This window comes from Paraburkholderia phenazinium, assembly GCF_900141745.1.
Classification (GTDB): domain Bacteria; phylum Pseudomonadota; class Gammaproteobacteria; order Burkholderiales; family Burkholderiaceae; genus Paraburkholderia; species Paraburkholderia phenazinium_B.
Map to the genome: position 1 here is coordinate 1,685,080 of NZ_FSRM01000002.1, position 24,626 is coordinate 1,709,705.

The window sequence follows — 24,626 nt, forward strand, 5'->3', positions numbered from 1 at the left end:
GACTGGGCTGCACATCATCACCGCAGGTAGGTGCGAACGAGATTGATAACGCCGTTGATCGATGCATTGGCGCCGTCCTGGCGGTTGGTCGCGTTAGAAAACTCCTCGCGCAAATGGCTTTCAAGCACGCAGGCCATCAGGCCATTGATCGCGCCGCGCGCTGCGGCGATCTGCTGCAGAATCGCCGCGCACTCAGCACTCGCCTCCAACGCCCGCTCAAGCGCTTCGACCTGCCCACGCAAGCGTCTGACGCGGGTAAGCAGAAAATTTTTTTCCTGGGGTGAATGCGGCACATGACCTCCGTTAGATACTGGGCGTGAGTATGTGGTATTGCCACCGTCTTTCTTTATCTCAACGTCCAGCTTTCTAAGGACGTAAGTGAAAACTCCAGGCTCGTGACGACTAACAGGTTTGTTGCTGAGACCTATGCGGAGAGCACGGTGTAAAACATAACGGACTTCGGGAAAGACCTGGGCAACGCGTTAGACGATCCGATAAGCGTTCGGCCGGACGCAGGTCTAGTATTGATACATAGGATTAACCGGCGAAATTTGTCCGGACAATGCTTGAAACGCGAGGGGCGCTTCCTCGCACGAATAGATCAAATACAGGAGATAGCGTGATGTCGACCGTACAAAAGAACCCTGTCCAACTCGAAGTTGTCGGTTCTGATTCGAAGGAGAACGGGCAGCCGAATACGCGGTTTTTGCAGAACGTCTGGTACTTTGCCGCGTGGTCTGCGGATGTCTTGCAAGAGCCTCTCGAACGGCTCATCATCGACCAACCCGTCGTTTTGTTTCGTACCTCCGAGGGTGAGGTGGCGGCTCTGCGAAACGTGTGCCCGCACCGCTTTACTCCGCTTAGCATGGGCACAGTGGTTGGCGACACCATCGAATGCCTCTATCACGGTCTGCGATTCGCACCTTCGGGGCAATGTGTTCACAATCCCCACAGTGCGACCATTCCCAAAGCGGCTTGTGTCAGGCGCTACCCGGTGGCGGAGCGCGACGGGATCGTGTGGATCTGGATGGGCGCAGCCGAACTCGCCGATGAGTCCACCATTGTTCGTTATCCGGAGTTGAATCAACCCGAAAAGTTTACGTACACCCGTGGGCAAACGATGGAGATGCCCTTGAATTATGAGTTGATGACAGACAACCTGATGGATTTGAGTCACGTTGCCTTTACGCACAAGAATACCTTGGGTTCTGATGGGCTCGTCCCTGGTCAGACGGAAGTACGTGAGGATGGCAACTCGATATGGAGCATGCGGATGGCGCCAAACACAAAGCCCGCGCCATCCTTTTCGATGTCAGGTGGGTGCTCGAAGGACGACGTCGTAGATTACTGGCTGGACATCCGTTGGGATGCGCCAGCGAACTTCTATCTCACATCTGGGCACGCACCGGCCGGACAGGGACGTTATCACGGAGCTCAGATTGATTCCTTGCAGGTAGTGACGCCGTCGAGCGCTAACCGGTGTTACTACTTCTTTATACATCTGCGTAACTATCGTCGCGACGATGATGCCATGACGCACGAACTGGCGGAGTTTATCCGTCAGGCGTTCGCCACGGAGGATGAGCCAATGATCGCGAGCGTCCAGAGGAATATGGACGGTCGCACGCTAGAAGAAATGAAGCCGGTGCTGCTGACATGTGACGCAGCTGCAATGCGGGTCCGCAGGGCGCGCGAGCGGCTTCTGGACCTTGAGGCGAAGAGTGATAGTGATGGGATGGTGGAGCGTCGTAAATGAATGAGTCGTGGATTGAAGTAGAAGTTTCGGCCAAGGAACTCGAGGCGGATGGCGTTGTCCGTCTTGAGCTGGTGGACAGGGAGGGCGGGGAGCTCCCCGGGTTCACGGCTGGCGCACACATCGATGTCGAAGTCGCACCTGACCTGATAAGACAATATTCGCTTTGCAACAGTCCGCGCGAGCGCCATCGCTACGTGATCGGTGTGCTGCGGGAGCCGTCATCGCGTGGCGGCTCACAAGCTGTGCACGACAGCATTCAGGCCGGTCACACAATCCGGATCAGAGCGCCGCGTAACCACTTCGCGCTTGATCCCACTGCAAGCCGCTACATCCTGTTTGCAGGCGGAATCGGCGTGACGCCGATACTGGCCATGGCCGAACATCTCAGTGATTCGGGAAAGCCCTTTGAGTTGCACTATTGCGTGCGCACGGCAGCTCGTGCCGCCTTTGTCCGGCGCATGACGAAATCGTCATTTTCGGCTCATGTGCATCTTCATTTTGATGACGGGCTTCCAGAACAACGGCTTGAGATCCGGCAGGCATTGGGGAGTTCGGACGACGACGCGCACGTGTATGTTTGCGGACCTGCGCCGTTCATTGGATATGTTCTGGAGAATGCGCGCGAACGGGGTTGGCCAGAAGCGCGGCTGCATCGAGAGTTCTTCGCTGCATCGACATCAACCGCCGCGTCTGCAGAGGAATCCTTCGAGGTACAACTAAGCAGCACGGGGCAGATCCTCACGGTTCCTGCGGATCGAAGTATCGTGGAGGTTCTGGGCGAAGCCGGTGTCGCTCTGGAAGTCAGCTGCGAGCAGGGGGTCTGCGGAACGTGTCTGACGCGGGTGTTGCAGGGCGAACCCGATCATCGGGATGTGTATTTGACGGATGCGGAACATCTTCGCAACGACTGTATGACAGTCTGTTGCTCCCGCTCGAAAAGCGCGAGACTCGTTCTCGACTTGTAGGCACCGGACCGGCACGTCATCGGGTGTATTGATTGATGGTCAGACGCGTCAACCAGCGTCGCTATGAACGCGGCGCGGGTCTCATGAATCCACACTGGAATGGGAGCCACACGACCCTCGTCGCCGACGCTAGCCGTGTCCGATTGTCATCTGTCCACTCGCATTCGACTATTGGCCTTTGCATATTCGACCAGGTGCTCCGACAAGTTTTTCACAAGCGTCGGCAGCGTGTCGGGCGGTTGCGTCACCAGGCTTACCTCGCGTATGGCCCAGGGATCTTCGAGCGCGATATAACGTATGTTCATGCTCTTCACGTAGCGCTCCACTGAGGAAATCGGCGCGATGCCGATTCCGACGCCCGCCTCGACCATGCGGCACATGGCCTCGAAGTTGCTGACCTGCACTCGAGGCCGGAAATTCCCGCCGGATTGCGTTGCCACGCGCGCCATGAACCGGTGTAGGGCTGTGTCGCCCGGCAAAGCGATGCAGGAAAGCCTGAGCGTCTCGGTGAAAGAGATCGAAGAGACGCGCGCCAGTTCGGAAGAAGGCGGCAAGATGACGACCAGCCTGTTACTGCCGAAAGGGCGGGCCCACAATTCGCCCGTTCCGACCGGACTGGACACGACGCCGATATCCGCCTCGCCGGCAGCGACCGCCCGTACGATATCGTCGCTGAGTGCCTCTCTGAGCTCGATCTCCACGTCCTGGTGCTGCGCTAGGAATCCGCTGAGCGCCTGGGGCATGAATTCGGTCATCGAAGTCGTGTGCGCGTAGACTTTCACCTGACCCCGCAAGCCACGGCTGAAATCGCGCATGTCGAAGCTTAGGTGCTCCATCTGCTGTATGATCTGCTGCGCATGCGCAAGCAGTGCCCGGCCAGCCGCAGTCAGCGTGGCCCCCTGAGGCGTGCGATTGAGCAGCCGCGCACCAACCGTGGCCTCCATGTTCCTGATCCGCGTGGACGCGGCGGCGGTGGAAATGGCGCTGCGGCTGGCACCTTGAGTCAGGCTGCTAGCATCGGCGATATGGATGAAGAGTTGTAGATCGAACAGATCCAGACGTAGGTTCATGGCGCATCATGATACCGCGGTGAATGAATCATTCGCCTACATGTCGCCATTCAGTTCCAACCGATAAAGGCGTCGCGCGTTTCCACGGAAGAGGCCTTCCACCTCGTCGGCGCTGTAATCTTCGAAATATCGGACATAGTCTTGCCAGACTTCCCGATAGGGCGTGACGATACTCTCCACGGGGTAGTTGCTGGCAAGCGCACACCGGCCAGAGCCAAAAAGATCAACGGTATAGTCCAAAATGGGACGTATCGAATCCAGCGTCCATGCGGTGTCGAACATGCCGAACCCGGATATTTTCACCGCGACATTAGGTAGCTGGGACAGCTTCCGCATGTTCTTGCGCCAGAGCGCATGGCGTTCGGCTTGGTTTGCATAGGGCATGCCGACGTGCGTAAGAATAAATTGCGTGTCTGGGTGCGCGCGCACCAGCCGGACCACGTCTGCTCCCTGTTCGGGGAAGAATTGCAGATCGAAGGTCAGATCGAATTCCTTGATCAACCGAAAATTGCGTTGCCATACCGGGTCGTGCAGTGGGTCGTAGGCGGGCGACGCGTCGAGCCGCCGATGCAAGGCCTGGCGGACGCCCCTGGTATTCCTGAATGCACGATGGCCTTCGAGGACTGCACGCACATCAGGCGCCGCCAGATCGACATTGCCCACGATGACCTGAGGGACCCCTCCGGAACGAACGACATCGTCGGCTACACCTTGCAGCCAGCGGGTTTCGCGGACATGGTCAGAAGGATCGTGCTCTGCCTGGATATGCACCGCAGCAAGCAATTCGAAATCCTCTGAGTCCAAAAGAAAATCCGTCACCAGATAGTTACGCCGTAACGAGCAGTAGTCCGGCACGACCGAAGATCGATTGCCGTCGTTTAGCCACGGGTAATAGTTTTCCTTCAAATCCCACAAATGGAAATGTGCATCGATGATTTTCATTCGAGCCAGCTCGTATGTTGAACACCCGAACATTGTGCGGACAGGTCGCTGCGGCTGGCAATCAGGATTGCATTAACACCGTGTTAGGGATGCGTTGACGGGGGCTTTTAAAAATACTGATAGTCACTTTTCCTCTGGAGCTACATCATGCGTGTTCGATTTCGTTCGCGCCAAGGCATCATGCAGCTATTCGCAACCCCCGCATCGCCCTGGGTCCGCCGGGTCATGATTTGCATCATCGAACTGGGCATCCAGGACAAAGTCACCACGATCCAAACCCGATGGCCGCACTCGTGGGGAACGCACACCGTGCCATTCACGCCCGAATTCGGCCAGGCTACACCGGTTGGCCGCATCCCCGCGCTGGTGACGGATCAAGGGCTGAGCCTCGCGGATTCGATGGTGATCTGCGATTACCTGAACGCTGAGTATGGTCAATACCGGCTGCTTCCTCAGGCAGGCGAACGCCGGTGGCGCATCCTGTCCCAAGTCGCCATCGCGAACGGCATACTCGAAGCGCACATCAGCCGGCGCGCGGAACTGCTCCGCGATCCGGCGGGACGATCCGCCGCTTTCCTCGAAAAGATGAAGGTCCGGGCACAGCGCTGCTTCGTGGCGCTGAATGAAGACGCGGTGGATTTCGCGCCAGAACCGGATCTTGCCCAGATAACCATTGCCGCTGCTTGCGGGTTTTCCGATTTCCGCTATCAAGGCGATCAATGGCGCGCGACATCTCCCCACCTTGCGTACTGGTATGAAAACTTCTCACAGCGTTCTTCCATGGTGCTGACAAGACCCGCGGAGACCCCGCAATAGCCCTCCCGAGTCTCCGATAAAAAATGGCAGCAAGGTTCTACATCAGGAAATTCTAAACAGTCACGATGCCTCGCGAGCTCTCGTTCGCCGCGGACACCATTTTCCAATTTCCTTATTTCAGGAGACGTTCCGCCATGTCTGCCCCGTATTTCCTGTTTCCTTTCGTCGCGATACTGCTATGGGCTGGTAACGTGATGGTTACGAAGCTGGCGGTCAACGCCATCGATCCGACGGCTATCACGTTCTGGCGACTTGCTTTTGCTGTTGCATTGATGAGCACGTTTGTTCAGAAGCCGGTGTGGCGCAGCCGCGCCGTGATCGTGCCGCAATTGCCAAGACTTGCGATTCTAGGTTTTCTCGGCATGGCGCTGTTTCAATGCCTGGCATATCAGGCAGCGAAAACCACCACCGCGACCAGCATGGCGGTCATCACCTCGCTTGTGCCACTTCTGACTATGCTTCTCTCTGTGCTGTTTTTGCGCGAAGCCCCGACGGTGGGCATGCTATGCGGCGGCCTTCTATCCTTGGTTGGTCTTGTCTACCTGGTCAGTTCAGGAAACCCGGCGGCTCTTCTCTCAGGCGGCGGCCACGTGGGTGATCTGCTGATGCTGATTGCGGCTCTTGCTTACGCACTGTACGGCGTGTTGCTCCGACGCTGGAACGTCGGCCTACCGTCATGGCAGTCGACCTATTTGCAGGCAATCGCCGCGCTGGGCTTCATGCTGGTTTTCGAATTTCGGCTACCGCTGCACGCGGCGCTCCCGAATCGGGCGAGCGTACCGTTGATCGTATATGCAGGCATGTCTGCTTCCGTCGTACTGCCGTATTTGTGGATGCAGGGAGTCAAACATCTAGGCGCTAACCGCTGCAGTATGTTTATTAACCTGCTACCTGTCGCGACAGCCGTCATCGCGGTTGGCTGGTTCAGAGAGCATTTGCATGCATATCACCTCCTCGGCGGCGGAGTCACTCTTTTGGGCGTATTGCTGGCACAGATGATTCGCCGACCGTTGCTGATCGGCTGCCGCGCGACTCACAGGCCAGCGAAATGAGGTAAGTGGGAATCCGTAGACCTGGCGCGAATGCATGCTGGACACGCAATCGCCGGACGCGATATCAAGGCCTAAAATGTTGGATGAACTGATCGAGTGCGGGGTTTTTAGCGTCCGCGCTCCATACGAATTCAACTTCATAGGTGCTGGACAGGTCTGGATGACTGATCAGTTGAGCATCAGGCGGGCAGCTGTACTCTGATACATCCGGCACAATCGAATATCCCATGCCCGCAGCGACGAACCCCAAGATGGTGGAAGTATCGACCGCCACTTCTACCAGGCGCGGCACGAACCCCGCTCGCTGGCACTGATCAATCCAAAAATCGTAGTGCGACGGTGCGTTTTCGCGAGCGAACCAGATACAGGGTTCATCTTTGAGTTCGGCAAGTGTAGCTGGCGGCTTACGGGCAAGATTGCTTTGGCGCGGCACCGCGAGCATCAGCCTGCCGCCAAATATGGTGTGCCCAAAAAATGCTTTATCGCTTCGATCCCTAAGCGCGAGAAATCCGCCGTCGAGACTGCCATCAGCAATTTCCTCGATCTGTTTCATAGCGAGTACCGGCTCAAGCGTAACGGCTATATTGGGATGAGTCGTTCTGAACTCGCGTAGTAGTCGCAAGATTGAAGGGTGCCAACTGTAGCTGGCAGATACCCCGATTCGGAGAGCGCCAAGTTGACCGCTTGCTATTCGCGAGACCCGCTCAGTCGCCATCTGTAGGTCATCAAGCAGGCGTGTTGCGTCTACGACAAGCTGTCGTCCCGCCGCAGTGAGTTCAACACCTCGAATGCTGCGGACAAAGAGAAAGGCTCCTAATTCTTCTTCCAGATCCCTGATTTGGCGGCTCAAGGCTGGCTGAACGACGTGCAAGTGTCTCGCGGCCTCGGCAACGCTGCGATGCTCGGCGACGGCGAGAAAATATCGTAAATGGCGAAATTCCATGAGGGACCTCGTTCCCCTATACCTCAAAAGCATAGCATCAATTTTTAAATAGTATTTTTGTTGCTTTTGTCATCCGGTTACCCTAGTGCAGATCAGAAATTTTCCACAGAAATCTACCATCGTCGACGTCGAACCCGCGCGTCGATTGGGCTATGCACCTCCCTGGGTGATTGGCCCCCTCACGATGCTCACACTGGTTTCTCTGTGCCTGTGTTTCGGGCACTAAGGGAAAACGCAACGTACCGGTGTAGGCAAGTCGCTGGCGTCACAAAGGAGAGGGTGTGGCCATCGCGAACTGTCAGATCCTTGAGCGGGTCTGCGCGACAGCGGGCTCCGACCTCTTCCGTGGACGCTCCGCGGATGGGTCGACGGTACTGTTGAAGTTGCCTGCGGAAAACGCCGACCCAGTCCAATTCGCTCTGCTGAAACGCGAACACCTCCTGCTGCAATCTTTAAACGTCGCGGGGATTGCGAAACCGCTCACGTTAATCGATGAGCGAATCGGCCCGGTGCTGGTGCTCGAAGACTTCGCCGGCGAGTCGCTCGAAGCCGTTTTGGGTCGTGCGCCGCGAATGGACCTGCCTGTTTGCCTGCGTATCGGCCGTCATCTGGCGGATACGTTCGCGGGTATCGATGCCGCGCAGGTTATCCACCGCGATATCCGACCCGCCAATCTCCTCGTCGAGCCTGGCACTGGCCGGGTTCTACTGGTGGATTTCAGTATGGCGACGGCAAAGGAAGCCAGCACCGTCCCGACGAGGGAGGTCACCGCCCCCGCTGGAGATTGGGCTTACGTGTCCCCCGAGCAAACGGGCCGCATGAATCGTCCGGTTGATTATCGGACCGACTGCTATTCGATGGGTGTAATGCTCTATCGGATGCTGACCGGCCAGCTGCCATTTCAGGCGAACGACCCGCTGGAATGGACGCATTGCCATATCGCCCGTATGCCGATACCACCGACGGGGATCACGCCCGAGGTGCCACAGCCGGTGTCGGATATCGTGATGAAGATGCTGGCCAAGCTACCAGAAGACCGCTACCAAAGCGCGCAAGGCCTGAAGGCCGATCTCGATCGGTGTCTGGTGCAATGGCGGACCTCGGGTCAGATCGAGCCGTTCCCGCTCGGCAGGGAAGATATCCCGGTACGTTTCCATGCCCCGCACAAGCTCTACGGGCGGCGCCACGAAGCAGCGAGGCTGCTAGGCGCCTTCGAGCGGACGGCGGCCACCGGCGAGGCCATGCTGGCGATCGTCTCCGGGTACTCCGGCATCGGCAAGTCGACGCTGGTCGAGGCGTTGCGCAGGCCGATTGTGGCGAACCGTGGTTACTTCATTTCGGGCAAGTTCGATCAGGGCCAGCGCTATTTTCCTTATGCTGCCATCATCAAGGCGTTTCGCGAACTGGTGCAACAACTACTGGCGGAAAGCGAAGCGCGCGTCGCCGGCTGGCGGCAACGGATCCAGGCCGCGGTCGGCACCAATGGCCAGCTTATTGTCGATGTGCTGCCCCAGGTCGAGTTGATTATCGGCGCGCAATTGCCGGTGTCGGCGTTGCCGCCGACCAAGGCACAAAACCGGTTCCGCGTGGTGTTCCGGCAATTCGTCATGGGGTTCGCGAGCGAGGCACATCCTCTGGTTCTCTTCCTGGACGATCTGCAGTGGATCGATCCGGCTAGCCTGACGCTCGTCGAGGACCTGATCACACACCCGGACACACGCTATCTGCTGCTAGTGGGTGCTTTTCGTGATAACGAAGTGAGTGCCACGCACCCGTTGATGACGAGCGTCGAGAGGATCCGCCAGAATGGCACATCGGTGAACGAGCTTCAGCTCGCGCCGCTGTCGGTCGTGGATCTGAACCGGCTGGTGGCCGACACGCTCCGTGCACCATCTGCTGCCGCCTGCGAACCGCTCACGCGGCTTGTTCGCGAGCGCACAGGGGGCAATCCGTTCTTCTTTATCCAGTTCCTGGATGTGCTGCACCAGGAGGGGTTGCTGCGGCACGATGCGCAACACCGGGCCTGGCGGTGGAACCTGGATCAGATCAGGGCTAAAAATTTTGCCGGCAACGCCGTCGACCTGACGGTGGGTAAGTTGCGACAATTGAGGGTCGCGGCACAGGAAACCTTGCGACTGGCGGCATGCCTCGGCAACACTTTCGACCTTCGCCATGTCGCGCTGGTCAGCGGCAATTTGGCGTTCGCTGCATGGCAAGGCGTGAGGGAGGTCAAGGTCGAGGTCGAGCAAGCCCTCGCGGCCGCGGCGCGCGAAAATCTGATTGTGCTTGCCGACGGCACCGGCAAGTTCCTGCATGATCGGATCCAGCAGGCCGCCTACGCGCTGATTCCCGACGCGGAGCGCGCCGGCGTCCACCTAAGCATCGGTCGCGTGCTGCTGGCCAACCTGACTGCAGACGAACTTGCAGAGCATGTGTTCGATGTCGCGAACCAGTTCAATCGGGGCGCAACCCTGCTCACCGGGCATGATGAGAAAGTGCAGATCGCGGCGCTCGACCTGAGTGCCGGGCGCCGGGCTAAGTCCTCGGCAGCTTATGCGTCTGCGTGCGTGTACCTGGCGGCCGGCATGGACCTGCTCGACGACGGCAACTGGGTCAGCCACCGTGACCTGATGTTCAGTCTGCGGCTCGAACGCGCGGAGTGTGAGTATCTGACAGGTCGCGCCGACAAGGCTGAGCAACTCATCGAGGAGCTATTGCGGCGATGCGTGTCGAGAGTCGATCATGCGGCCGTCTGCCATATGAAGGTGCGGCTGCATATCGTCAAGTCGGAGAACCGGCAGGCCGTCGACAGCGTGCTCACCTGCCTGCGCCTGTTCGGCATCGATCTCCCGGCGCACCCGTCTCAGGAACAGGTCGAGGCCGAATACGAAGCGGTCTGGCGCAACCTGGCGGGTCGCCCGGTCGAGAGCTTAATAGACGTGCCGCTGATGACCGATCCGGAACTGCAGGTCGCGATGCGTCTTCTCTCGACCCTGTATGAATCCGCCTACTTTATCGATTTCCAGTTGTTGTGCCTGCACCTGTGCCGCATGGTGAACATCAGCCTGCTGCACGGCTCGAGTGGTGCGTCCGCGTACGCCTGCTTCGGGTTTATCCTTGGCCCGGTGTTTCGCCGCTACCGCGACGGTTACCGTTTCGCCAGGCTTGCATGCGACCTGGTCGGCGAGGGCGGTTTCCCTGTCGATAAGGCATTAGTCTATATCGCAACGGGACACGTTGCTTTCTGGACCCAGCCGATCGAAACCGTGATTGACTTCCATCGGGCAGCGTTTCGCACCGCGACCGAGACGGGCGATCTGACGACGGCTTGCTACAGTGCGTTCCATTGCACCAGCGACCTTCTACTGCGGGGCGATCCGCTCGAAACGGTCTGGCGCGAGTCGCAGCGGAGCCTCGACTTCGTGCGCAAGGCCGGGTACCTCGACGCGGCGGACGCCATAGTGTGCAACCAACGCTTCATTGCGACCATGCAGGGTCATACCGCGAAATTATCCACGTTTAGCGACTCGCAGTTCGACGAAGCGGCGTTTGAGGCGCAACTGACGGACGACCGGATGAGCTCGATGGTCTGCACGTACTGGATCTTCAAACTGCACGCGAGATTTCTGGCAGGCGACTACGTAGCGGCCCTCGACGCCGCCCAACGGGCGCAACCGCAATTGTGGGTCCTGGTCGGCCTCTTTCAGTCACTTGACTATTTTTACTACACGGCGCTGACGTTGGCTGCACTCTATGAGAACGGGTCCGCTGGCGAGCAGGTCGCGTGGCACGCCCTCCTCGACGAGCACCGGGAGCAATTGCGCGAGTGGGCTGACACCTATCCGCCTACGTTCGCGGACAAGCACGCCTTGGTGTCGGCTGAGATCGCCCGGATCGAAGGGCGGAACCTCGATGCGATGTGTCTGTACGAAGTGGCCATTCAAGCGGCCAGCGATCAAGGGTTTGTCCAAAACGAAGGCATCGCTCATGAACTGGCCGCCGGATTTTGCCGTGCCCGCGGATGGGCGAGCGCCGGCCGCGCCCATCTGAACGAAGCGCGCAGCTGTTTTGAGCGCTGGGGCGCACACGGCAAAGTCAGGCAGCTCGACGCGCGCATATCGCCAATACGCGAAGTAGCAACGTCTCGGCTCGCCACGCCTGTTGGCAATGTGGTGCAACTCGATCTGCTGTCGGTCGCCAAAGCCTCGCAGGCCATATCTAGCCATATCGTGCTTGACGATCTTGTCGACACGCTAATGCACATCCTGCTCGAAAGTGCCGGCGCGCAAACCGGCCGGCTGTTGCTAGCCCACAATGCCAGCTTGGCACTCGTGGCCGAAGCGAGCCTCGCGCAGCAGACCGTTCACGTCCGGCGGCACTTGGGCGACGTGTCGCACGGCTCGGCCCCGCCGGAGTCAGCCGCGCGCGAAGCGGCGTTGCCGGACTCCATCGTCAACTATGTCCAGCGCTGCCAGGAGCGGGTGCTGCTGGATGATGCGACGCAAGCGAACCCCTTTTCGGCAGACGAATACCTTACCCGCCGCCAACCGAAGTCCGTGTTGTGTCTGCCTCTCATGCGCCGTTCCGAATTGATCGGCTTGCTGTATCTGGAGAACAACCTGGCCATCCAGGCGTTCACGCCTGAGCGCATAACCGTCCTCGAATTGCTGGCCTCGCAGGCCGCGATTACCCTCGAGAACGCTCGTCTGTACCGCGATCTGGCGGAACGCGAAGCAAGGATCCGACGTCTCGTCGAGGCCAACATTGTGGGTATTTTCACTTTCCATCTCGATGGCCAGATTCTCGAGGCCAATGAAGCGTTTCTCCGGATCGTGGGATACGACCGCGAGGACCTCGAGTCGGGACGGATGTGCTGGACCGACATGACCCCACCCGAGTGGCTCGAGCGCGACAACCAGCGAATCGCGGAGCTCACGACGACAGGGACATTACAGCCCTTTGAGAAGGAATATTTCAGAAAGGATGGCAGCCGTGCGCCCGTGCTGATCGGCGTGGCGACGTTCGAAGTAGGGCAGCACCAAGGTGTCGGTTTCGCACTTGATTTGACCGTGTGCAAGCGGGCGGAAGCCGAAGTGCGGGAGAGCGAGGAGCGCTACCGTGAAGTGCAGATGGCGCTCGCGCACTCTAACCGGGCCGCGACGATGGGGCAGCTCACAGCCTCGATTGCCCATGAGGTCAGGCAGCCGATCACTGCGGTAGCGACCTATGCTTCGGCCGCCTCGCGCTGGCTGGACGCGAGGCCCGCTAACCTTAATGAGGTCAGGCAGGCGCTCGATGGCATCGTCTATGAGGCAACACGCGCTGGCGGCATCATTAGCGGGATTCGCGACCTGGTCAGAAAAGCGCCTCCACGCAAGGACCGAGTAGACATTAACGAGGCGGTCGTCGAGGTGATCGAACTGACGCGGGGCGAAGCGGCGAAGTACGACGTCTCAGTGCTGACGGCACTCGGCGATGCCTTGCCTCTCGTCCTGGGTGATCGCGTTCAGTTGCAACAGGTGATGCTCAACCTGATCGTCAACGCCCTTGAGGCGATGGGCTCAACGAGCACGGGTCCCCGTGAGCTACTGATCAGCACAACTGCAGATTTATCGGATGGCGTGTCTATCGTCGTGCGGGATTCTGGTCCGGGGCTCCCTCCAGATGAGTTCAGTCGCGTCTTCGATCCGTTCTACACGACGAAGGAGAATGGCCTAGGCATGGGCCTGTCGATCTGCCGTTCAATCGTCGAGACGCACGGGGGGCGGTTGTGGGCTTGCAAGAATGAACCGCGAGGGGCTGTCTTTCAGTTCACGTTGCCTGCTGGGGGGGGAGAGTAGAAGTGGTACCTGCTTCGCTCGGGGGCGTAGAATAATTGCATGCCAACGGGACGCGGCCGCGTTCCGGTTTCGCGAGGTGGCCGAATGACTACTGGAACGAACTCCCGTAAAACAGCCGAAACCGCAGCAACCGAAGGCTCCGTCGTCTACATCGTCGATGATGACAAGGGAATCCGGCTTTCCCTTAGCACCCTTATGCGCTCAGTCGGCCTGCGGGTCGAAGCGTTCGAATCCCCGGACGAATTTCTACGGTGCCCGCCTGCCGCCGGACCAAGTTGCCTCATCCTCGACGTGCGACTCCGCGGAAAGAGCGGCATGGCGATTCACGAAGATATCGTGAATCGCGGCATGCGTATTCCCGTTGTATTCATGACCGGTCACGGAGACATCGAGATGGGCGTGAAGGCAATGAAGGCCGGCGCGCAGGACTTCTTTGCGAAACCGTTTAAGGACCAGGACATGCTCGACGCCGTTGCTCAGGCTCTGGCGCGAGACAACGAGCGGCTCGCGGCAGAAGCCGCGCTGGCCGATCTGCGTGCGTTATACCAGTCCCTTTCGCCGCGCGAGAAAGAAGTGATGGGCTTTGTGCTTTCCGGTCTTCTGAACAAGCAGATTGCCTATGAGATGAACCTGAGTGCGATCACGGTTAAGGTTCACCGTGGACACGTCATGCGTAAAATGAACGCGTGCTCGATGCCGGATCTGGTCCGCAAGGCCGAATCGCTCGGTATAGGGCCCTCTCTGCCTCGCGGCGATCATCATTGAGCGTCATCGTGTCAGGTAATTCGGACTTCTTCTCAGCGCCGTTCCATCGCTAAGGACTACCAAGTGCTACCGAGAGCCAGTGAGTCAAAGTGGCTGTGTCATAAGGTTTCGGCAGCAACACGAGTGCGCCGGCACTCACGACTTGCGCCCGTAGAGGTGAGCTCGGACAGGCGGTGATAAATATGGTCGGTGGATTATGCCCCTGAGCACGAAGGTGCTCATACATCTCGATACCGGACATCCCTGGCATCAAAACATCGGAAATCAGGCAGGCGGTGTGAGCAGCATCCCCTGACGAAAAAAATTCCTCCGCCGACTTATACATGCGCACCTGCCAACCCAGCGACCGGATCAGGCTGTCCAGGGCATGACGAACCGCTTGGTCATCATCGACAATCGAAACAACAGGCGAAATTTGCAAAATGCCCTCTCGACCTCTCGTTTTAAGGGACGGCGTGAGGCCGGTGCAGTCCATCTCTTTTTCATCTGCAGATTAGCTTATAACCATGTGCGGCGACATGATACGAACGTATATGCGAATCGAACCAACTCTGCGGCAGTCTCGTCTTTGCGCAGATCGGCGCCGCGCATGAAGCTTCCTTGCCGCGCTTATACCCTCGTATATGCGACTTACCTCAATGCGGCGTCAGAATATCCTACCGGGGAATAGATTCGCTCTTCCGCAAGAGCTACTCTTCTCACATTGAGGCCACACACCGTTACGAAAGCGCAAAGCGTGCGGCGCGGCTTGGGCCAACATTGCTGCGGAACTGCCGCCCACCCCGTTTGAGCGTTTAACTTCTTCGAAGAGTCATCTCAATATGTGTCCAGTAGCCGTAAGTTAGTGGTCATTCGACCGTACTGCTAAATTTGATTGATCTTCACTCGTCGCTAAAGAGAGGAACGCGATGTTGAACGCTGAGTGCGATTCGCCCCTTGAGACATTCTTAAACAATGATTCTTACCATGCGTCTATTGGCCCCATGCTGCTAACGGCCGACCTCCTATCATCGCATCGGCCAGCCGGTCATACTTCAGCGGACCCTTGGACTTCGATGCTCGCAACCATCCGTGAGTTTTCTTCACCGCCAGATCCGAACCGACAGCCTCCGCATTTGTCTAGGCGTTCCTGGTCCGATGGCGGCCAGCGCCTTCCACGCAAGAGCGACCGCGGGGAAGTGCGGCCTTATACGGTAAGGGTTGTGGAGGCATTGTCCAATTCGCGCTTCTCCCTGTGCTGGCACGATCCGACGCTTTGCAACTACGAGGAGCAGGTCTGGGTGCCGTGCCGCGCTCGCTCGTCCGGGCGTTGTGCCTTGTCTGGCAAACGTATTGGCCGCGGCGATTGCGTCTATCGACCCCGAGGCCGCGGACCATCGAGGCCACTCAACGGCGACGCCATGATTCTGGCCAGCGAGCTGGCCACGCACCGCGCAATCGCTTGAGACGCTGTGGGGAGGGGCGATTCGCGCTTACTGGTGAAGCATTGCCAGGGTGTTGCCACTGCAGTCGTGTACTCCAATATCAGGCCGCACGAGGTTTAGCATGAAGCTAGAGTCCGCCAAGTTTTTGCAACTGCGCCGTCTCGCTCCCGTTCTCGATGACGTATTAAGCGCGGGCGAGGTTGAGTACGCGGAGCAGGCCTTGGGACTTGCTTTACTCGCCCAGCTGTGTTTACAGTTGTTCGACGCGTACCAGCGCCAATACCCAGACGAGATCGCGCAAGCGCGGCTTGACGCTCTCCATCTGTAGTAGCGCGTCAGCGCGAGAGAGGCAGCCTACGTGGTCATTCCTTTGTGTGACCGTGCTTGCGTTCGCCTTGAGATTGGCAGACGTATTATCTCCACTTGTTCGTCGTATGAAGGACCGGACACTAACTTCGGTACGCGGTCAGTTCACCAATCCCTTCCTGCATTGCCGTTACCACACCGACGCAAAAAGAAGCGGCCTCTTCGCGCCGAGGCATTCCAGGCGTGGGAAAGCGTGACGCGCGCTCCGGTGCTGTAGCGATACTCTGATTAGAGTCGGCGTCTTTATACACAGTGTGTTCGAGAGCGTGCCGTTCGATAACGTGACAATGCCAGGGGTTGACCGACGGCGCGTCTTTGGAGGGTGTGCCGTTCCGTTTCCATTCAGAGGAAGGCATGGGAATACCAGATGCTCTTCGGATAGAACTGCGGGAGCGACTGTGGCAACTAGCGTAGTGACGGAATTTCGGAAAGGGCAACGATCGTGACAGACCCAAAATTGACGTGAGACGTTTCTTTGCTCGCCTGCGCGAAATGTCGAAATTGAACCTCGAAAAAGTCACGTTCGAGGTTAGCTATGCCATACCGTTATTAAAGACATGACGAAACGGGGGTCCTAATTTGATGCAAGAAGAACGAGAATGATTAGACACCGTATTTGATTCGGCTCTAGCAATATAGGATCCTTTATGTTCTCGGTTGTTGGAGTCGTCAACTAGGTAAGAGGCGGTGGCGCCCGGTCGACTCTAGTGAACGGATGTGACGTTCGCGCTGTTATTCTAAATCCCGAGAAGGTGTCTTCGTTGGTGCCAGGTGTGATGACGCGAATACCATTCGCAGCGAATACCGTATCGATGTTGAAGATCGCAATGATAAACGTCGTGGCGTATCGGAAGTGACTCTTCAGCCAGAGACTGTACAGAAACATTGAGCGGTTCGCCAGACGACAGGCGAGCGTAGCTTTCGTGTCGGTCGTCCGTCTTTATTTTGATTTCGCACGAGATGCACATGGGCTTGTGACGCGCATCGGCGCTGCCATGACGAAACTGCATCTGAAAGATGCCATCTTTGCTGTCGGAAAAGCGGACTTGCTGGGCCAGAATGCGTGTGATGTCGTGATGGCATTCAATCGCTTTTTTTACTTCGATGTGAGCGAAAAACTTTACACGCATCAGGTACAAGACGGGGTGACCGGGGCGCAGCGGGGCAGTGTCTCAGGAACCGAGGATCAGGCAAACGAAGTAGCGATACTTTCAAATCGACGAGGGTCAAGTAATGTCTCAACCAACGACACATTTCTTTAAACGAAAGCGAATCGTACTCCAGATAATGACGCTGGCGGTCGTCGTGGGCAGTAGTCTGCTGCTTAAAACGCATGCATCCGCTTCGGCCGATTCGGTGAACGCCGCGCCAGCACCTCAGGTGACAGTAGCGCAGGCCCGTACGTTTCAGGTGGATGACCGTCAGGTATTCACCGGCAGATTACAGGCCGTCGACACGATTGACGTACGACCACGAGTGAGCGGATACGTGGATGAGGTGCTGTTCAAGGAGGGCACCCGGGTACACAAGGGCGACGTACTGTTCCGGATCGATCCGCGTCCTTATCGCGCCGAGGTAGACCGTCTGACAGCGGAACTCGCGCAAGCTCAGGCGGAGGCGGTGCAAGCCCGGTCCGATTCGGATCGAGGTAAGCGATTGCTGATGCAGAGTGCCATTTCGCGCGAAGCGTCGGAGCAACTTGACACCGCGGCAAGCACATCGCATTCGAAGGCGCTTGCGACCGGCGCCCAGCTCGACGCGGCGCAACTGAATCTCAGCTTCACAGACGTGCGTGCGCCGATCGACGGGAAGGTCAGCTATGCGATGATCACTGCCGGCAACCTGGTCACGCCAGATGCGGTCCTGACCCGCGTCGTCAGCGTCGACCCCATCTACGGATATTTCGACGTCGACGAACAGAGCTACCTTACGCTCCAGCATTTTCGCGATGACGGTCATAGCGTGCCCGAAGTTGCAATGGCCCTCGCGGACGAGCACGACTTCACGCACGTCGGTCATCTGGATTTCGTTGACAATCAACTCGACTCTGGTTCGGGAACCATTCGCCTTCGAGCTGTATTTCCCAACGCGCAAGGTGCGTACACGCCAGGACTCTATGCACAGATCCGCCTTCAGGAGAGCCATCCGGTGCCGCGCATCCTCCTGAGGGACACGGCAGTGGGAACTGATCTGGGGGATCAGTTTGTTTACGTGGTCGGGCCAGATAGCAAGATCATCTACCGCAAGGTGTCGACAGGTCCGGTCTTTGCCGGCTTGCGCGTCGTCGAAAGCGGTATTCAGCCAGGCGAGCGGGTGGTCGTTGATGGCCTGCAACATGTTCAACCGGGCATGGTGGTACTGCCGATCACCGTCTCAATGGATGCGCAGCTCAACGACCGCCAAAAGGCTGAGCTCGCAAGTGTAACCAGACCGGTTGCCGGATCTGGCACAACCGCACTGGCTGCACGATAGCCGCTTCATCGAGACTCAAGTCATGAAAGGTATAGCTAATTATTTTATCGACCGACCGATCTTCGCTGGTGTTTTGTCGGTTCTGTTCGTGATCGCTGGTGCCATTGCGCTAGTGATGCTGCCAGTCAGTCAATATCCGGACATCGTACCGCCGACTGTTGTCGTGCAGGCGAACTACCCGGGGGCAAGTCCCGAGACGATTGTGCAGACCGTGGCCACACCTCTTGAGGAGCAGATCAACGGCGTCGAACACATGCTGTACACATCGTCGCAGGCGACGAGTGACGGACGGCTTGCGCTGACAGTTACCTTCGCACTCGGCACCAACCTCGATACGGCGCAGGTTCAAGTGCAGAACCGGGTGGCGCAGGTGTTATCGCGCCTGCCCGATGAGGTTCAGCGCCTCGGCGTGACGACCCAGAAGAGTTCGCCGGAGGTCACACTGGTAGTGCATCTGGTGTCGACGAACCATCGCTATGATGGTCTCTATCTCTCGAACTACGCCCGCACACACATTCGCGATGAATTGTCTCGTCTCGATGGCGTCGGTGACGTGCAGATCTTCGGTGCGGGTGAATACAGCATGCGCGTGTGGCTGGATCCGCAACGTATGGCACAACGCGGACTGACGGCACCTGACGTTATAAAGGCGATTCGGGAACAGAACGTTGAGGTGGCAGCAGGCACGCTTGGCGCTCCCCCGATGCATACGGACGACGCATTTCAATTGAATGTGAATACTCAGGGGCGTCTCGTTTCCGAAGACCAGTTCCGCCGAATTATTTTGCGCAGCAGTGGCGACACGGGTGTCGTGCATCTTGGCGATGTCGCGCGCGTCGAACTCGGCGCGGACCTGTACGCGCAGCGTAGCCTGCTGAACAACGATCCGGCTGTTGGTATTGTGTTGTTCCAGCGCCCAGGCAGCAACGCGATCCAGACGTCGAACGAGGTCATGACGACAATGAAACGCCTGAAGGCGAATTTTCCGGAGGGTCTGGACTTTCGAATCATCCGCGACGATACGCAGTTCGAGCGGGCGTCCATCGAAGCGGTCGTTCATACGCTTTTCGATGCAATTGCGCTTGTGGTGCTGGTCGTTATTCTTTTCCTGCAGACGTGGCGTGCATCGATCATTCCACTTATTGCGGTGCCCGTGTCGCTGATCGGCACGTTCGCTGTTATGGATGCAGTCGGCTTCTCGCTCAATACGCTGTCGTTGTTCGGGCTCGTGCTGGCGATCGGAATTGTTGTCGACGACGCAATCGTCGTGGTTGAAAACGTTGAGCGGCATATCGAGCTGGGACAGAGTCCGAAGGAGGCGAGCCGACGTGCGATGCGGGAAGTCACTAGCCCAATCGTTGCCACGGCACTGGTACTGTGTGCAGTGTTCATACCGGCTGCTTTTATCAGTGGGCTCACCGGCGCGTTCTATCGCCAGTTCGCGCTAACGATCGCAATCTCGACGGTGATCTCCGCGTTCAACTCCCTGACGCTGAGCCCGGCGCTTGCCGCAATACTGCTCAAGTCTCACGACGCGCCTAAAGATGCGCTGACAGTATGGATCGACCGCCTGTTCGGCTGGTTATTCAGACCCTTCAACCGGCTGTTCGTGACTGGCGCGGGTCGTTACGTCGGCGGTGTGAGTCGGGTGTTGGGCCGTTCGTCGGTTGCGCTTGTGGTGTATGGCGGTCTGATTGTGCTCGCGGCGGTCGGCTTTATGCGAGTACCGACTGGTTTCGTGCCGACGCTCGACAAGCAACTCATTCTCGCATTTGTCCAGTTACCGAGCGGCGCGTCACTCGACCGCACGGAAGGCGTCGTGCGCGAGATGACTGACATCGCAGCTCATCAGCCTGGCGTCTGGCGCTCCGCGTCATTTCCGGGTCTGTCGATCAATGGCCTCACGAATAGCAGCGATTCGGGTGTGATCTTCCTTCTTCTCAAGCCGTTTGAGGAACGGAGGGATCCGTCGCTGTCGGCCGACGCGATCATTGCTGCGTTGAACAAGAAGTATGCGGCTATCTCTGGCGCCAGCATTGGCGTCGTGCCCGCGCCGCCGGTGGACGGCATGGGCGAGACGGGCGGGTTCCGGATGCAGATTGAAGACCGTGCTGGCTATGGTTCGATGGAAATGCAACGCCAGATTGATAAACTCATTGCGCTAGGCGCGAAAGAGCCCGCATTGAGCCCGCTCTATTCGAGCTTCGACGCACGCGTACCGCAAGTCCGCGTGGACATAGACCGCGAGAAGGCGAAGCTTGAGGGTCTCGACATGACCGACGTCGCCGACACGCTTCAGGCGTTCACGGGCACCTTCTACGTGAATGACTTTAACCGCTTCGGTCGCACGTACCAGGTGAATCTCTCCGCTGAACCGGACTTCAGGCGCACGCTTGACAACATCGGGCAACTGAAGGTCCGTAACTCTTCGGGGGTCATGGTGCCACTAGGCTCGTTCGTGTCAGTGCAGCGCACCGTCGGGACGGAGCGTTCGATGCACTACAACGGTTATCCCACGGCGGAAATCAACGGCGGCGCCGCGCCGGGTTACAGCACCGGACAGGCACAGGAAGCGATGGAGCGCATTGCGCGTGAGAATCTGCCGAGAGGGATGACGTTCGAATGGACCGATCTGACGTACCAGCAGATCCTTGCGGGTAATACGGCTGTACTCGTATTTCCTTTGTCCGTGCTGCTGGTGTTCCTCGTGCTCGCCTCCCTGTATGAGAGTGTTTCGCTCCCGCTGGCGGTCATCCTGATTGTACCGATGGTACTTTTGTCAGCTATTGGTGGCGTGTGGCTCACACATGGCGACAACAATATATTCACGCAGATCGGTTTGATCGTGCTGGTAGGCCTCGCGTGCAAGAACGCAATTCTTATCGTGGAATTTGCACGCGACGCACAAGGACGCGGTATGGATCGCAAGCAGGCAGTCCTTCAGGCAGCGCACCTGCGTCTGAGGCCGATCCTGATGACATCGGTGGCATTCATCATGGGTGTTGTTCCACTGGTGTTGGCTCACGGCGCGGGGGCGGAGATGCGACACGCGATCGGTGTGGCGGTGTTCGCTGGGATGTTAGGCGTGACGGCGTTCGGATTGGTGTACACGCCTCTTTTCTATGTGTTGGTACGCGGGTTCGTGGAACGGCGTGAGGCGCGCCGCAGTAAGGCTATCCAAAGCGCGCCGGTTCTCGGGGAGCACTGAAATGAATAGGCTGAATCCTTTCTCGGCTGTTGCAGCAATCCTGTCTGCGCTGGCGCTCGCTGGGTGCGTGTCCGTCGGGCCCGATTACCACGCCGCCGCCCCAGCGGTACCGAAGCTGCTCAACGTCGATCCGATGCGTGAGAACAACGGGAGCTTCCAGGCACAATGGTGGAAGCAGTTTGGAGATCCGACGCTTGATGCCCTTATACAGATGGCGGCGCTCGATAACCTCGATCTACGCGTTGCACAGGCACGCCTCCGTGAGTCGCGGGCCTTCGTAAGCGGCGCGGAGTCGGCGGAGATTCCAACCGTTTCGGCTGGGACCAGTTTTGCGCGCACCTATGGTCAGTATCCGGGAATAACCACGGACCAGGTTAGCTACGACGAGTATCGCGCTGGGTTCGATGCCAGTTGGGAACTTGATCTGTTCGGTGGCATCCGACGCGAAGTGGAATCGTCGAAGGATGAACGCGATGCACGGCAGGCGGCATTGCGCGGCGCCCAGGTTTCCGTCATTGGCGAAGTGGCCCGTAATTACTTCATGATGCGCGGTTCACAGGCACGAATCGCCATTGTCCAGAACGACATCAAGACGCTCCAGGAGACGCTGCGTCTCGTGCAGGCGCAGGCGAATGTTGGCACGGGCTCGGAGCAGGATGTCGCAAGCGCGGGCGCTCGGTTGAGTGCAGTGGAGGCGCAGTTGCCCAATCTCAGGATAGACGAGCAGACCGCACAGTTCCGGCTTGCGGTGCTGCTTGGCAAGCGCCCCGGCGAACTTGACGTCGATTTGTCGCCGCGCACTTCCGAGCCAATCGCCGTGAGCCTACCCATGGGGTCAATAGGCGATGTGCTTGCGCGTCGACCTGACGTGCAGGAAGCGGAGCGTCGACTGGCGGCATCGACCGCGCGTATCGGCGTTGCGGAGGCCGACTTCTATCCGCATGTTTCACTGGTCGGATTTCTCGGCTTTCTCTCGAGCCAGGGCACGGATTTCTTGACGGCGGGTTCGCAGGCATGGTCGATCATGCCGGGTATTACCTGGGATGGTTTGAATGTACAGCGCGTGCGTGCAAACCTTCATGCGGCGCAAGCCCGCTCGGACGCTGCGCAAGCCGCTTACGAGCAAAGCATTCTTCTCGCTATCGAGGACGTTGACAGCGCGCTCACGTCTTACAACGAAACTCATGCTCGGGTCGGCAAACTGATCGATCAGTTTTCGCAGAGTCACCGCGCAGCTGATCTCGCGCGCGTCCGCTACCGGGAGGGATCGACAGGTTTTCTGGAACTGCTCGATGCCGAGCGGGTAGAGCTCGCTGCGGGGGATGATCTGGCGCAGGCCGAGTCGGATATTAACGTACGCGCTGTGGCACTGTACAAGTCACTCGGCGGAGGGTGGGAAGCCTGTGGGGGTGATCGTTGCGATGCACTTGCGCTGACCCAGACCTCAACACAACCCTCTACGGCGCGCTGATCTGGCCGCCTTAACCTCAGCGGCGGTATCAACGTTGAGAGCATTCCGTACATTGATCGCCTCGTTTTCTGTGCCGGAGGTCGCTGGTTGAGACTGGCGGCCTCGATTTTTTTTGCATTTTCAGGTTTTTGCGCAAAGCTCTGCGCGCCATCCATAGATCGTTCGGCGCCTACCTGATCTCCTCGTGACAGGCCAGCGCACCGCCTTAGCATCATGCGCCTTCCGATACCCGATATCCGGCGTGCGCCGTGACAACGTGGGTTGTTGCTTCCCCGCGATTGTCGTCGCATCGCCCTCAATCTGCCAATACCTCTGAAAGATCGCTGGCAGCACCACGGAGCGTTCGAATTGCAAAGGACCTCGGGAAAGACCTGATCACGCAACTGGATTCTTCGATACGCCGTGAGACGATACGATAAGCCAGTAGTCAATTACACACCTAAAGTTGCTTCGCAGGGCTCACGGGCGGATGTGATCTAAGCGAAGTACGAAGACCGAGGGAAGTGACTTCTTCTACTAGATGAAACTGGGAGGTGGTGTCAGGTTGGCCGCATACCGGCGGCTGGTACAACTCGGGACCTTTGGGGCAGATATGAACGAGCGCGGCTCCGGTTCCAGTCGGGACCAGACGATAACCCATCGGTTGTTGCCAGCCTCAAGCGAAGAGTAATGGAGCCTGACGTCACAGTGCGGAGCAATGTGGAATGGACAAATCTATTGTGATGGCAATGATTCAAAAAGTCAGACTGGAGTTTTTCTAACGTATCGGAGGAAACGGTGTCGCTTAAAGATAAACGGATTGTGATTCTCGGTGGATCGTCGGGACTCGGTTTCGCGACGGCGAAAGCAGCGGCAGATGAAGGTGCACTCGTGGTCATTGCATCTAATAGTCAGGCGCAGATAGAGCAGGCGAAGGACAAACTCCCCTCGAGTGCTGAAGGGCACGTGATCAACCTGCTGGATGAGGACAGCATCAAGTCATACTTTGAAAAGATCGGAGCATATGATCACCTCGTGTATACCGCCGGCGATCCTTTGCGAGCGGTCAATCAGAAAGACATGAGCTTTGAGGAAGCGCAAAGGTTTTTTGGAGTTCGCTACTGGGGCGCCTTTCTGGCCACAAAATACGGTGCAGGAAAAATTCGCGAGGGTGGCTCGATCGTCCTTACTTCGGGGATGACATCGCAACGCCCTCTTAAGAGCATGTCGGTGGTTTCGAGCGTCTGTGGGGCGGTTGAAGCGCTCGCGCGTGCCCTTTCAGTAGAACTGGCGCCGCTGCGGGTCAATGTAGTTTGCCCAGGAACGGTCAAGACTGAACTTTGGAATACCTTTCCCGAGGCCGCCCGTGAAGCGATATTCCAAAGTGCGGAACAGAGTCTGCTCGTTAAGCATGCCGGTGAACCTCATGAAGTCGCCGAAGCTTACCTCTATCTGATGCGAGGCGGCTTCACGACCGGTCAGGTAGTGGTAGCCGATGGAGGGTTAGCAGTAGGCTGAGGCATTGTCGCCATGTAAATGTACCGAGTGGCTTTGCGG

At 58.1% G+C, this 24,626-nt stretch carries 18 protein-coding genes; 13 read left to right on the forward strand and 5 right to left on the reverse strand.

The features are described 5' to 3' along the window. Nucleotides 1-17: 17 nt before the first annotated feature. A complete protein-coding gene (frmR, locus tag BUS06_RS27455; protein ID WP_074267531.1) occupies nt 18-293 on the reverse strand; it encodes a formaldehyde-responsive transcriptional repressor FrmR in 276 nt (91 codons plus the stop codon). A gap of 329 nt (nt 294-622) precedes the next feature. Here frmR and BUS06_RS27460 point away from each other — a divergent pair, with 329 nt between their 5' ends. Next, nucleotides 623-1,756: an aromatic ring-hydroxylating oxygenase subunit alpha gene (locus tag BUS06_RS27460; RefSeq protein WP_167379438.1), complete on the forward strand. Its 1,134-nt coding sequence runs from the start codon at nt 623-625 to the stop codon at nt 1,754-1,756. Next, nucleotides 1,753-2,721: a PDR/VanB family oxidoreductase gene (locus tag BUS06_RS27465; protein ID WP_074267532.1), complete on the forward strand. Its 969-nt coding sequence runs from the start codon at nt 1,753-1,755 to the stop codon at nt 2,719-2,721. The genes BUS06_RS27460 and BUS06_RS27465 overlap by 4 nt, the downstream gene beginning before the upstream one ends. Before the next feature lie 146 nt (nt 2,722-2,867). On the opposite strand, the gene BUS06_RS27470 is transcribed toward BUS06_RS27465, so the two are convergent. Further along, on the reverse strand, nt 2,868-3,791 hold the full coding sequence (locus BUS06_RS27470) for a LysR substrate-binding domain-containing protein (protein WP_074267533.1): 924 nt from the start codon (nt 3,789-3,791) through the stop codon (nt 2,868-2,870). A gap of 36 nt (nt 3,792-3,827) precedes the next feature. After that, complete coding sequence (locus BUS06_RS27475; protein WP_074267534.1) at nt 3,828-4,733, reverse strand: amidohydrolase family protein; 906 nt, start codon at nt 4,731-4,733, stop codon at nt 3,828-3,830. 147 nt (nt 4,734-4,880) lie between these two features. Here BUS06_RS27475 and BUS06_RS27480 point away from each other — a divergent pair, with 147 nt between their 5' ends. Beyond that, complete coding sequence (locus BUS06_RS27480; protein ID WP_074267535.1) at nt 4,881-5,549, forward strand: glutathione S-transferase family protein; 669 nt, start codon at nt 4,881-4,883, stop codon at nt 5,547-5,549. Nucleotides 5,550-5,683: 134 nt separating this feature from the next. Continuing rightward, a complete protein-coding gene (locus BUS06_RS27485; RefSeq protein WP_074267536.1) occupies nt 5,684-6,601 on the forward strand; it encodes a DMT family transporter in 918 nt (305 codons plus the stop codon). Between the two features lie 64 nt (nt 6,602-6,665). On the opposite strand, the gene BUS06_RS27490 is transcribed toward BUS06_RS27485, so the two are convergent. Continuing rightward, complete coding sequence (locus BUS06_RS27490; protein ID WP_074267537.1) at nt 6,666-7,544, reverse strand: LysR family transcriptional regulator; 879 nt, start codon at nt 7,542-7,544, stop codon at nt 6,666-6,668. A 281-nt stretch (nt 7,545-7,825) separates the two neighbouring features. Between BUS06_RS27490 and BUS06_RS27495 the strand changes: the two genes are divergently transcribed. Together BUS06_RS27495 and BUS06_RS27500 are read left to right on the forward strand one after the other, a co-directional pair. After that, entirely contained in the window at nt 7,826-13,384 is a 5,559-nt protein-coding gene (locus BUS06_RS27495; RefSeq protein ID WP_083611626.1) for a trifunctional serine/threonine-protein kinase/ATP-binding protein/sensor histidine kinase, read from the forward strand. A gap of 84 nt (nt 13,385-13,468) precedes the next feature. Then, nucleotides 13,469-14,149 carry a response regulator transcription factor gene (locus tag BUS06_RS27500; RefSeq protein WP_074267538.1) on the forward strand — a complete coding sequence of 227 codons (681 nt, stop codon included), beginning with the start codon at nt 13,469-13,471 and terminating at the stop codon, nt 14,147-14,149. 49 nt (nt 14,150-14,198) lie between these two features. On the opposite strand, the gene BUS06_RS27505 is transcribed toward BUS06_RS27500, so the two are convergent. Then, the gene (locus BUS06_RS27505) at nt 14,199-14,624 is read right to left on the reverse strand and encodes a response regulator transcription factor (RefSeq protein ID WP_083611627.1); all 426 of its coding nucleotides are present in this window, start codon (nt 14,622-14,624) and stop codon (nt 14,199-14,201) included. A 580-nt stretch (nt 14,625-15,204) separates the two neighbouring features. Here BUS06_RS27505 and BUS06_RS27510 point away from each other — a divergent pair. The 7 genes from BUS06_RS27510 (at nt 15,205) to BUS06_RS27540 (ending at nt 24,587) form a co-directional block, all read left to right on the forward strand. Next, on the forward strand, nt 15,205-15,594 hold the full coding sequence (locus BUS06_RS27510; RefSeq protein WP_083611790.1) for a DUF3331 domain-containing protein: 390 nt from the start codon (nt 15,205-15,207) through the stop codon (nt 15,592-15,594). A gap of 100 nt (nt 15,595-15,694) precedes the next feature. Beyond that, nucleotides 15,695-15,901, forward strand: coding sequence for a hypothetical protein (locus BUS06_RS27515; RefSeq protein WP_074267540.1), 207 nt, complete (start codon nt 15,695-15,697; stop codon nt 15,899-15,901). A 961-nt stretch (nt 15,902-16,862) separates the two neighbouring features. Then, nucleotides 16,863-17,201 (forward strand): hypothetical protein, encoded by a 339-nt coding sequence (locus BUS06_RS37570; protein ID WP_074267541.1) that lies wholly within the window; start codon nt 16,863-16,865, stop codon nt 17,199-17,201. Between the two features lie 25 nt (nt 17,202-17,226). Continuing rightward, nucleotides 17,227-18,411 (forward strand): efflux RND transporter periplasmic adaptor subunit, encoded by a 1,185-nt coding sequence (locus BUS06_RS27525; protein WP_074267542.1) that lies wholly within the window; start codon nt 17,227-17,229, stop codon nt 18,409-18,411. Nucleotides 18,412-18,433: 22 nt separating this feature from the next. Then, nucleotides 18,434-21,619 (forward strand): efflux RND transporter permease subunit, encoded by a 3,186-nt coding sequence (locus tag BUS06_RS27530; protein WP_074267543.1) that lies wholly within the window; start codon nt 18,434-18,436, stop codon nt 21,617-21,619. Between the two features lies 1 nt (nt 21,620). Next, the gene (locus BUS06_RS27535) at nt 21,621-23,090 is read left to right on the forward strand and encodes an efflux transporter outer membrane subunit (RefSeq protein WP_074267544.1); all 1,470 of its coding nucleotides are present in this window, start codon (nt 21,621-21,623) and stop codon (nt 23,088-23,090) included. Nucleotides 23,091-23,867: 777 nt separating this feature from the next. Beyond that, nucleotides 23,868-24,587 carry an SDR family oxidoreductase gene (locus tag BUS06_RS27540; protein WP_074267545.1) on the forward strand — a complete coding sequence of 240 codons (720 nt, stop codon included), beginning with the start codon at nt 23,868-23,870 and terminating at the stop codon, nt 24,585-24,587. The last annotated feature ends 39 nt before the right edge of the window (nt 24,588-24,626 follow it).

What these genes read in the sequence shown, in the direction of transcription:
- BUS06_RS27460 (WP_167379438.1), top strand. Translation starts at nt 623, where the DNA reads ATGTCGACCGTACAAAAGAACCCTGTCCAACTCGAAGTTGTCGGTTCT.
- BUS06_RS27465 (WP_074267532.1), top strand. Translation starts at nt 1,753, where the DNA reads ATGAATGAGTCGTGGATTGAAGTAGAAGTTTCGGCCAAGGAACTCGAG.
- BUS06_RS27470 (WP_074267533.1), bottom strand. Translation starts at nt 3,791, where the DNA reads ATGAACCTACGTCTGGATCTGTTCGATCTACAACTCTTCATCCATATC.
- BUS06_RS27475 (WP_074267534.1), bottom strand. Translation starts at nt 4,733, where the DNA reads ATGAAAATCATCGATGCACATTTCCATTTGTGGGATTTGAAGGAAAAC.
- BUS06_RS27480 (WP_074267535.1), top strand. Translation starts at nt 4,881, where the DNA reads ATGCGTGTTCGATTTCGTTCGCGCCAAGGCATCATGCAGCTATTCGCA.
- BUS06_RS27485 (WP_074267536.1), top strand. Translation starts at nt 5,684, where the DNA reads ATGTCTGCCCCGTATTTCCTGTTTCCTTTCGTCGCGATACTGCTATGG.
- BUS06_RS27490 (WP_074267537.1), bottom strand. Translation starts at nt 7,544, where the DNA reads ATGGAATTTCGCCATTTACGATATTTTCTCGCCGTCGCCGAGCATCGC.
- BUS06_RS27500 (WP_074267538.1), top strand. Translation starts at nt 13,469, where the DNA reads ATGACTACTGGAACGAACTCCCGTAAAACAGCCGAAACCGCAGCAACC.
- BUS06_RS27505 (WP_083611627.1), bottom strand. Translation starts at nt 14,624, where the DNA reads ATGGACTGCACCGGCCTCACGCCGTCCCTTAAAACGAGAGGTCGAGAG.
- BUS06_RS27510 (WP_083611790.1), top strand. Translation starts at nt 15,205, where the DNA reads ATGCTCGCAACCATCCGTGAGTTTTCTTCACCGCCAGATCCGAACCGA.
- BUS06_RS27515 (WP_074267540.1), top strand. Translation starts at nt 15,695, where the DNA reads ATGAAGCTAGAGTCCGCCAAGTTTTTGCAACTGCGCCGTCTCGCTCCC.
- BUS06_RS27525 (WP_074267542.1), top strand. Translation starts at nt 17,227, where the DNA reads ATGACGCTGGCGGTCGTCGTGGGCAGTAGTCTGCTGCTTAAAACGCAT.
- BUS06_RS27530 (WP_074267543.1), top strand. Translation starts at nt 18,434, where the DNA reads ATGAAAGGTATAGCTAATTATTTTATCGACCGACCGATCTTCGCTGGT.
- BUS06_RS27535 (WP_074267544.1), top strand. Translation starts at nt 21,621, where the DNA reads ATGAATAGGCTGAATCCTTTCTCGGCTGTTGCAGCAATCCTGTCTGCG.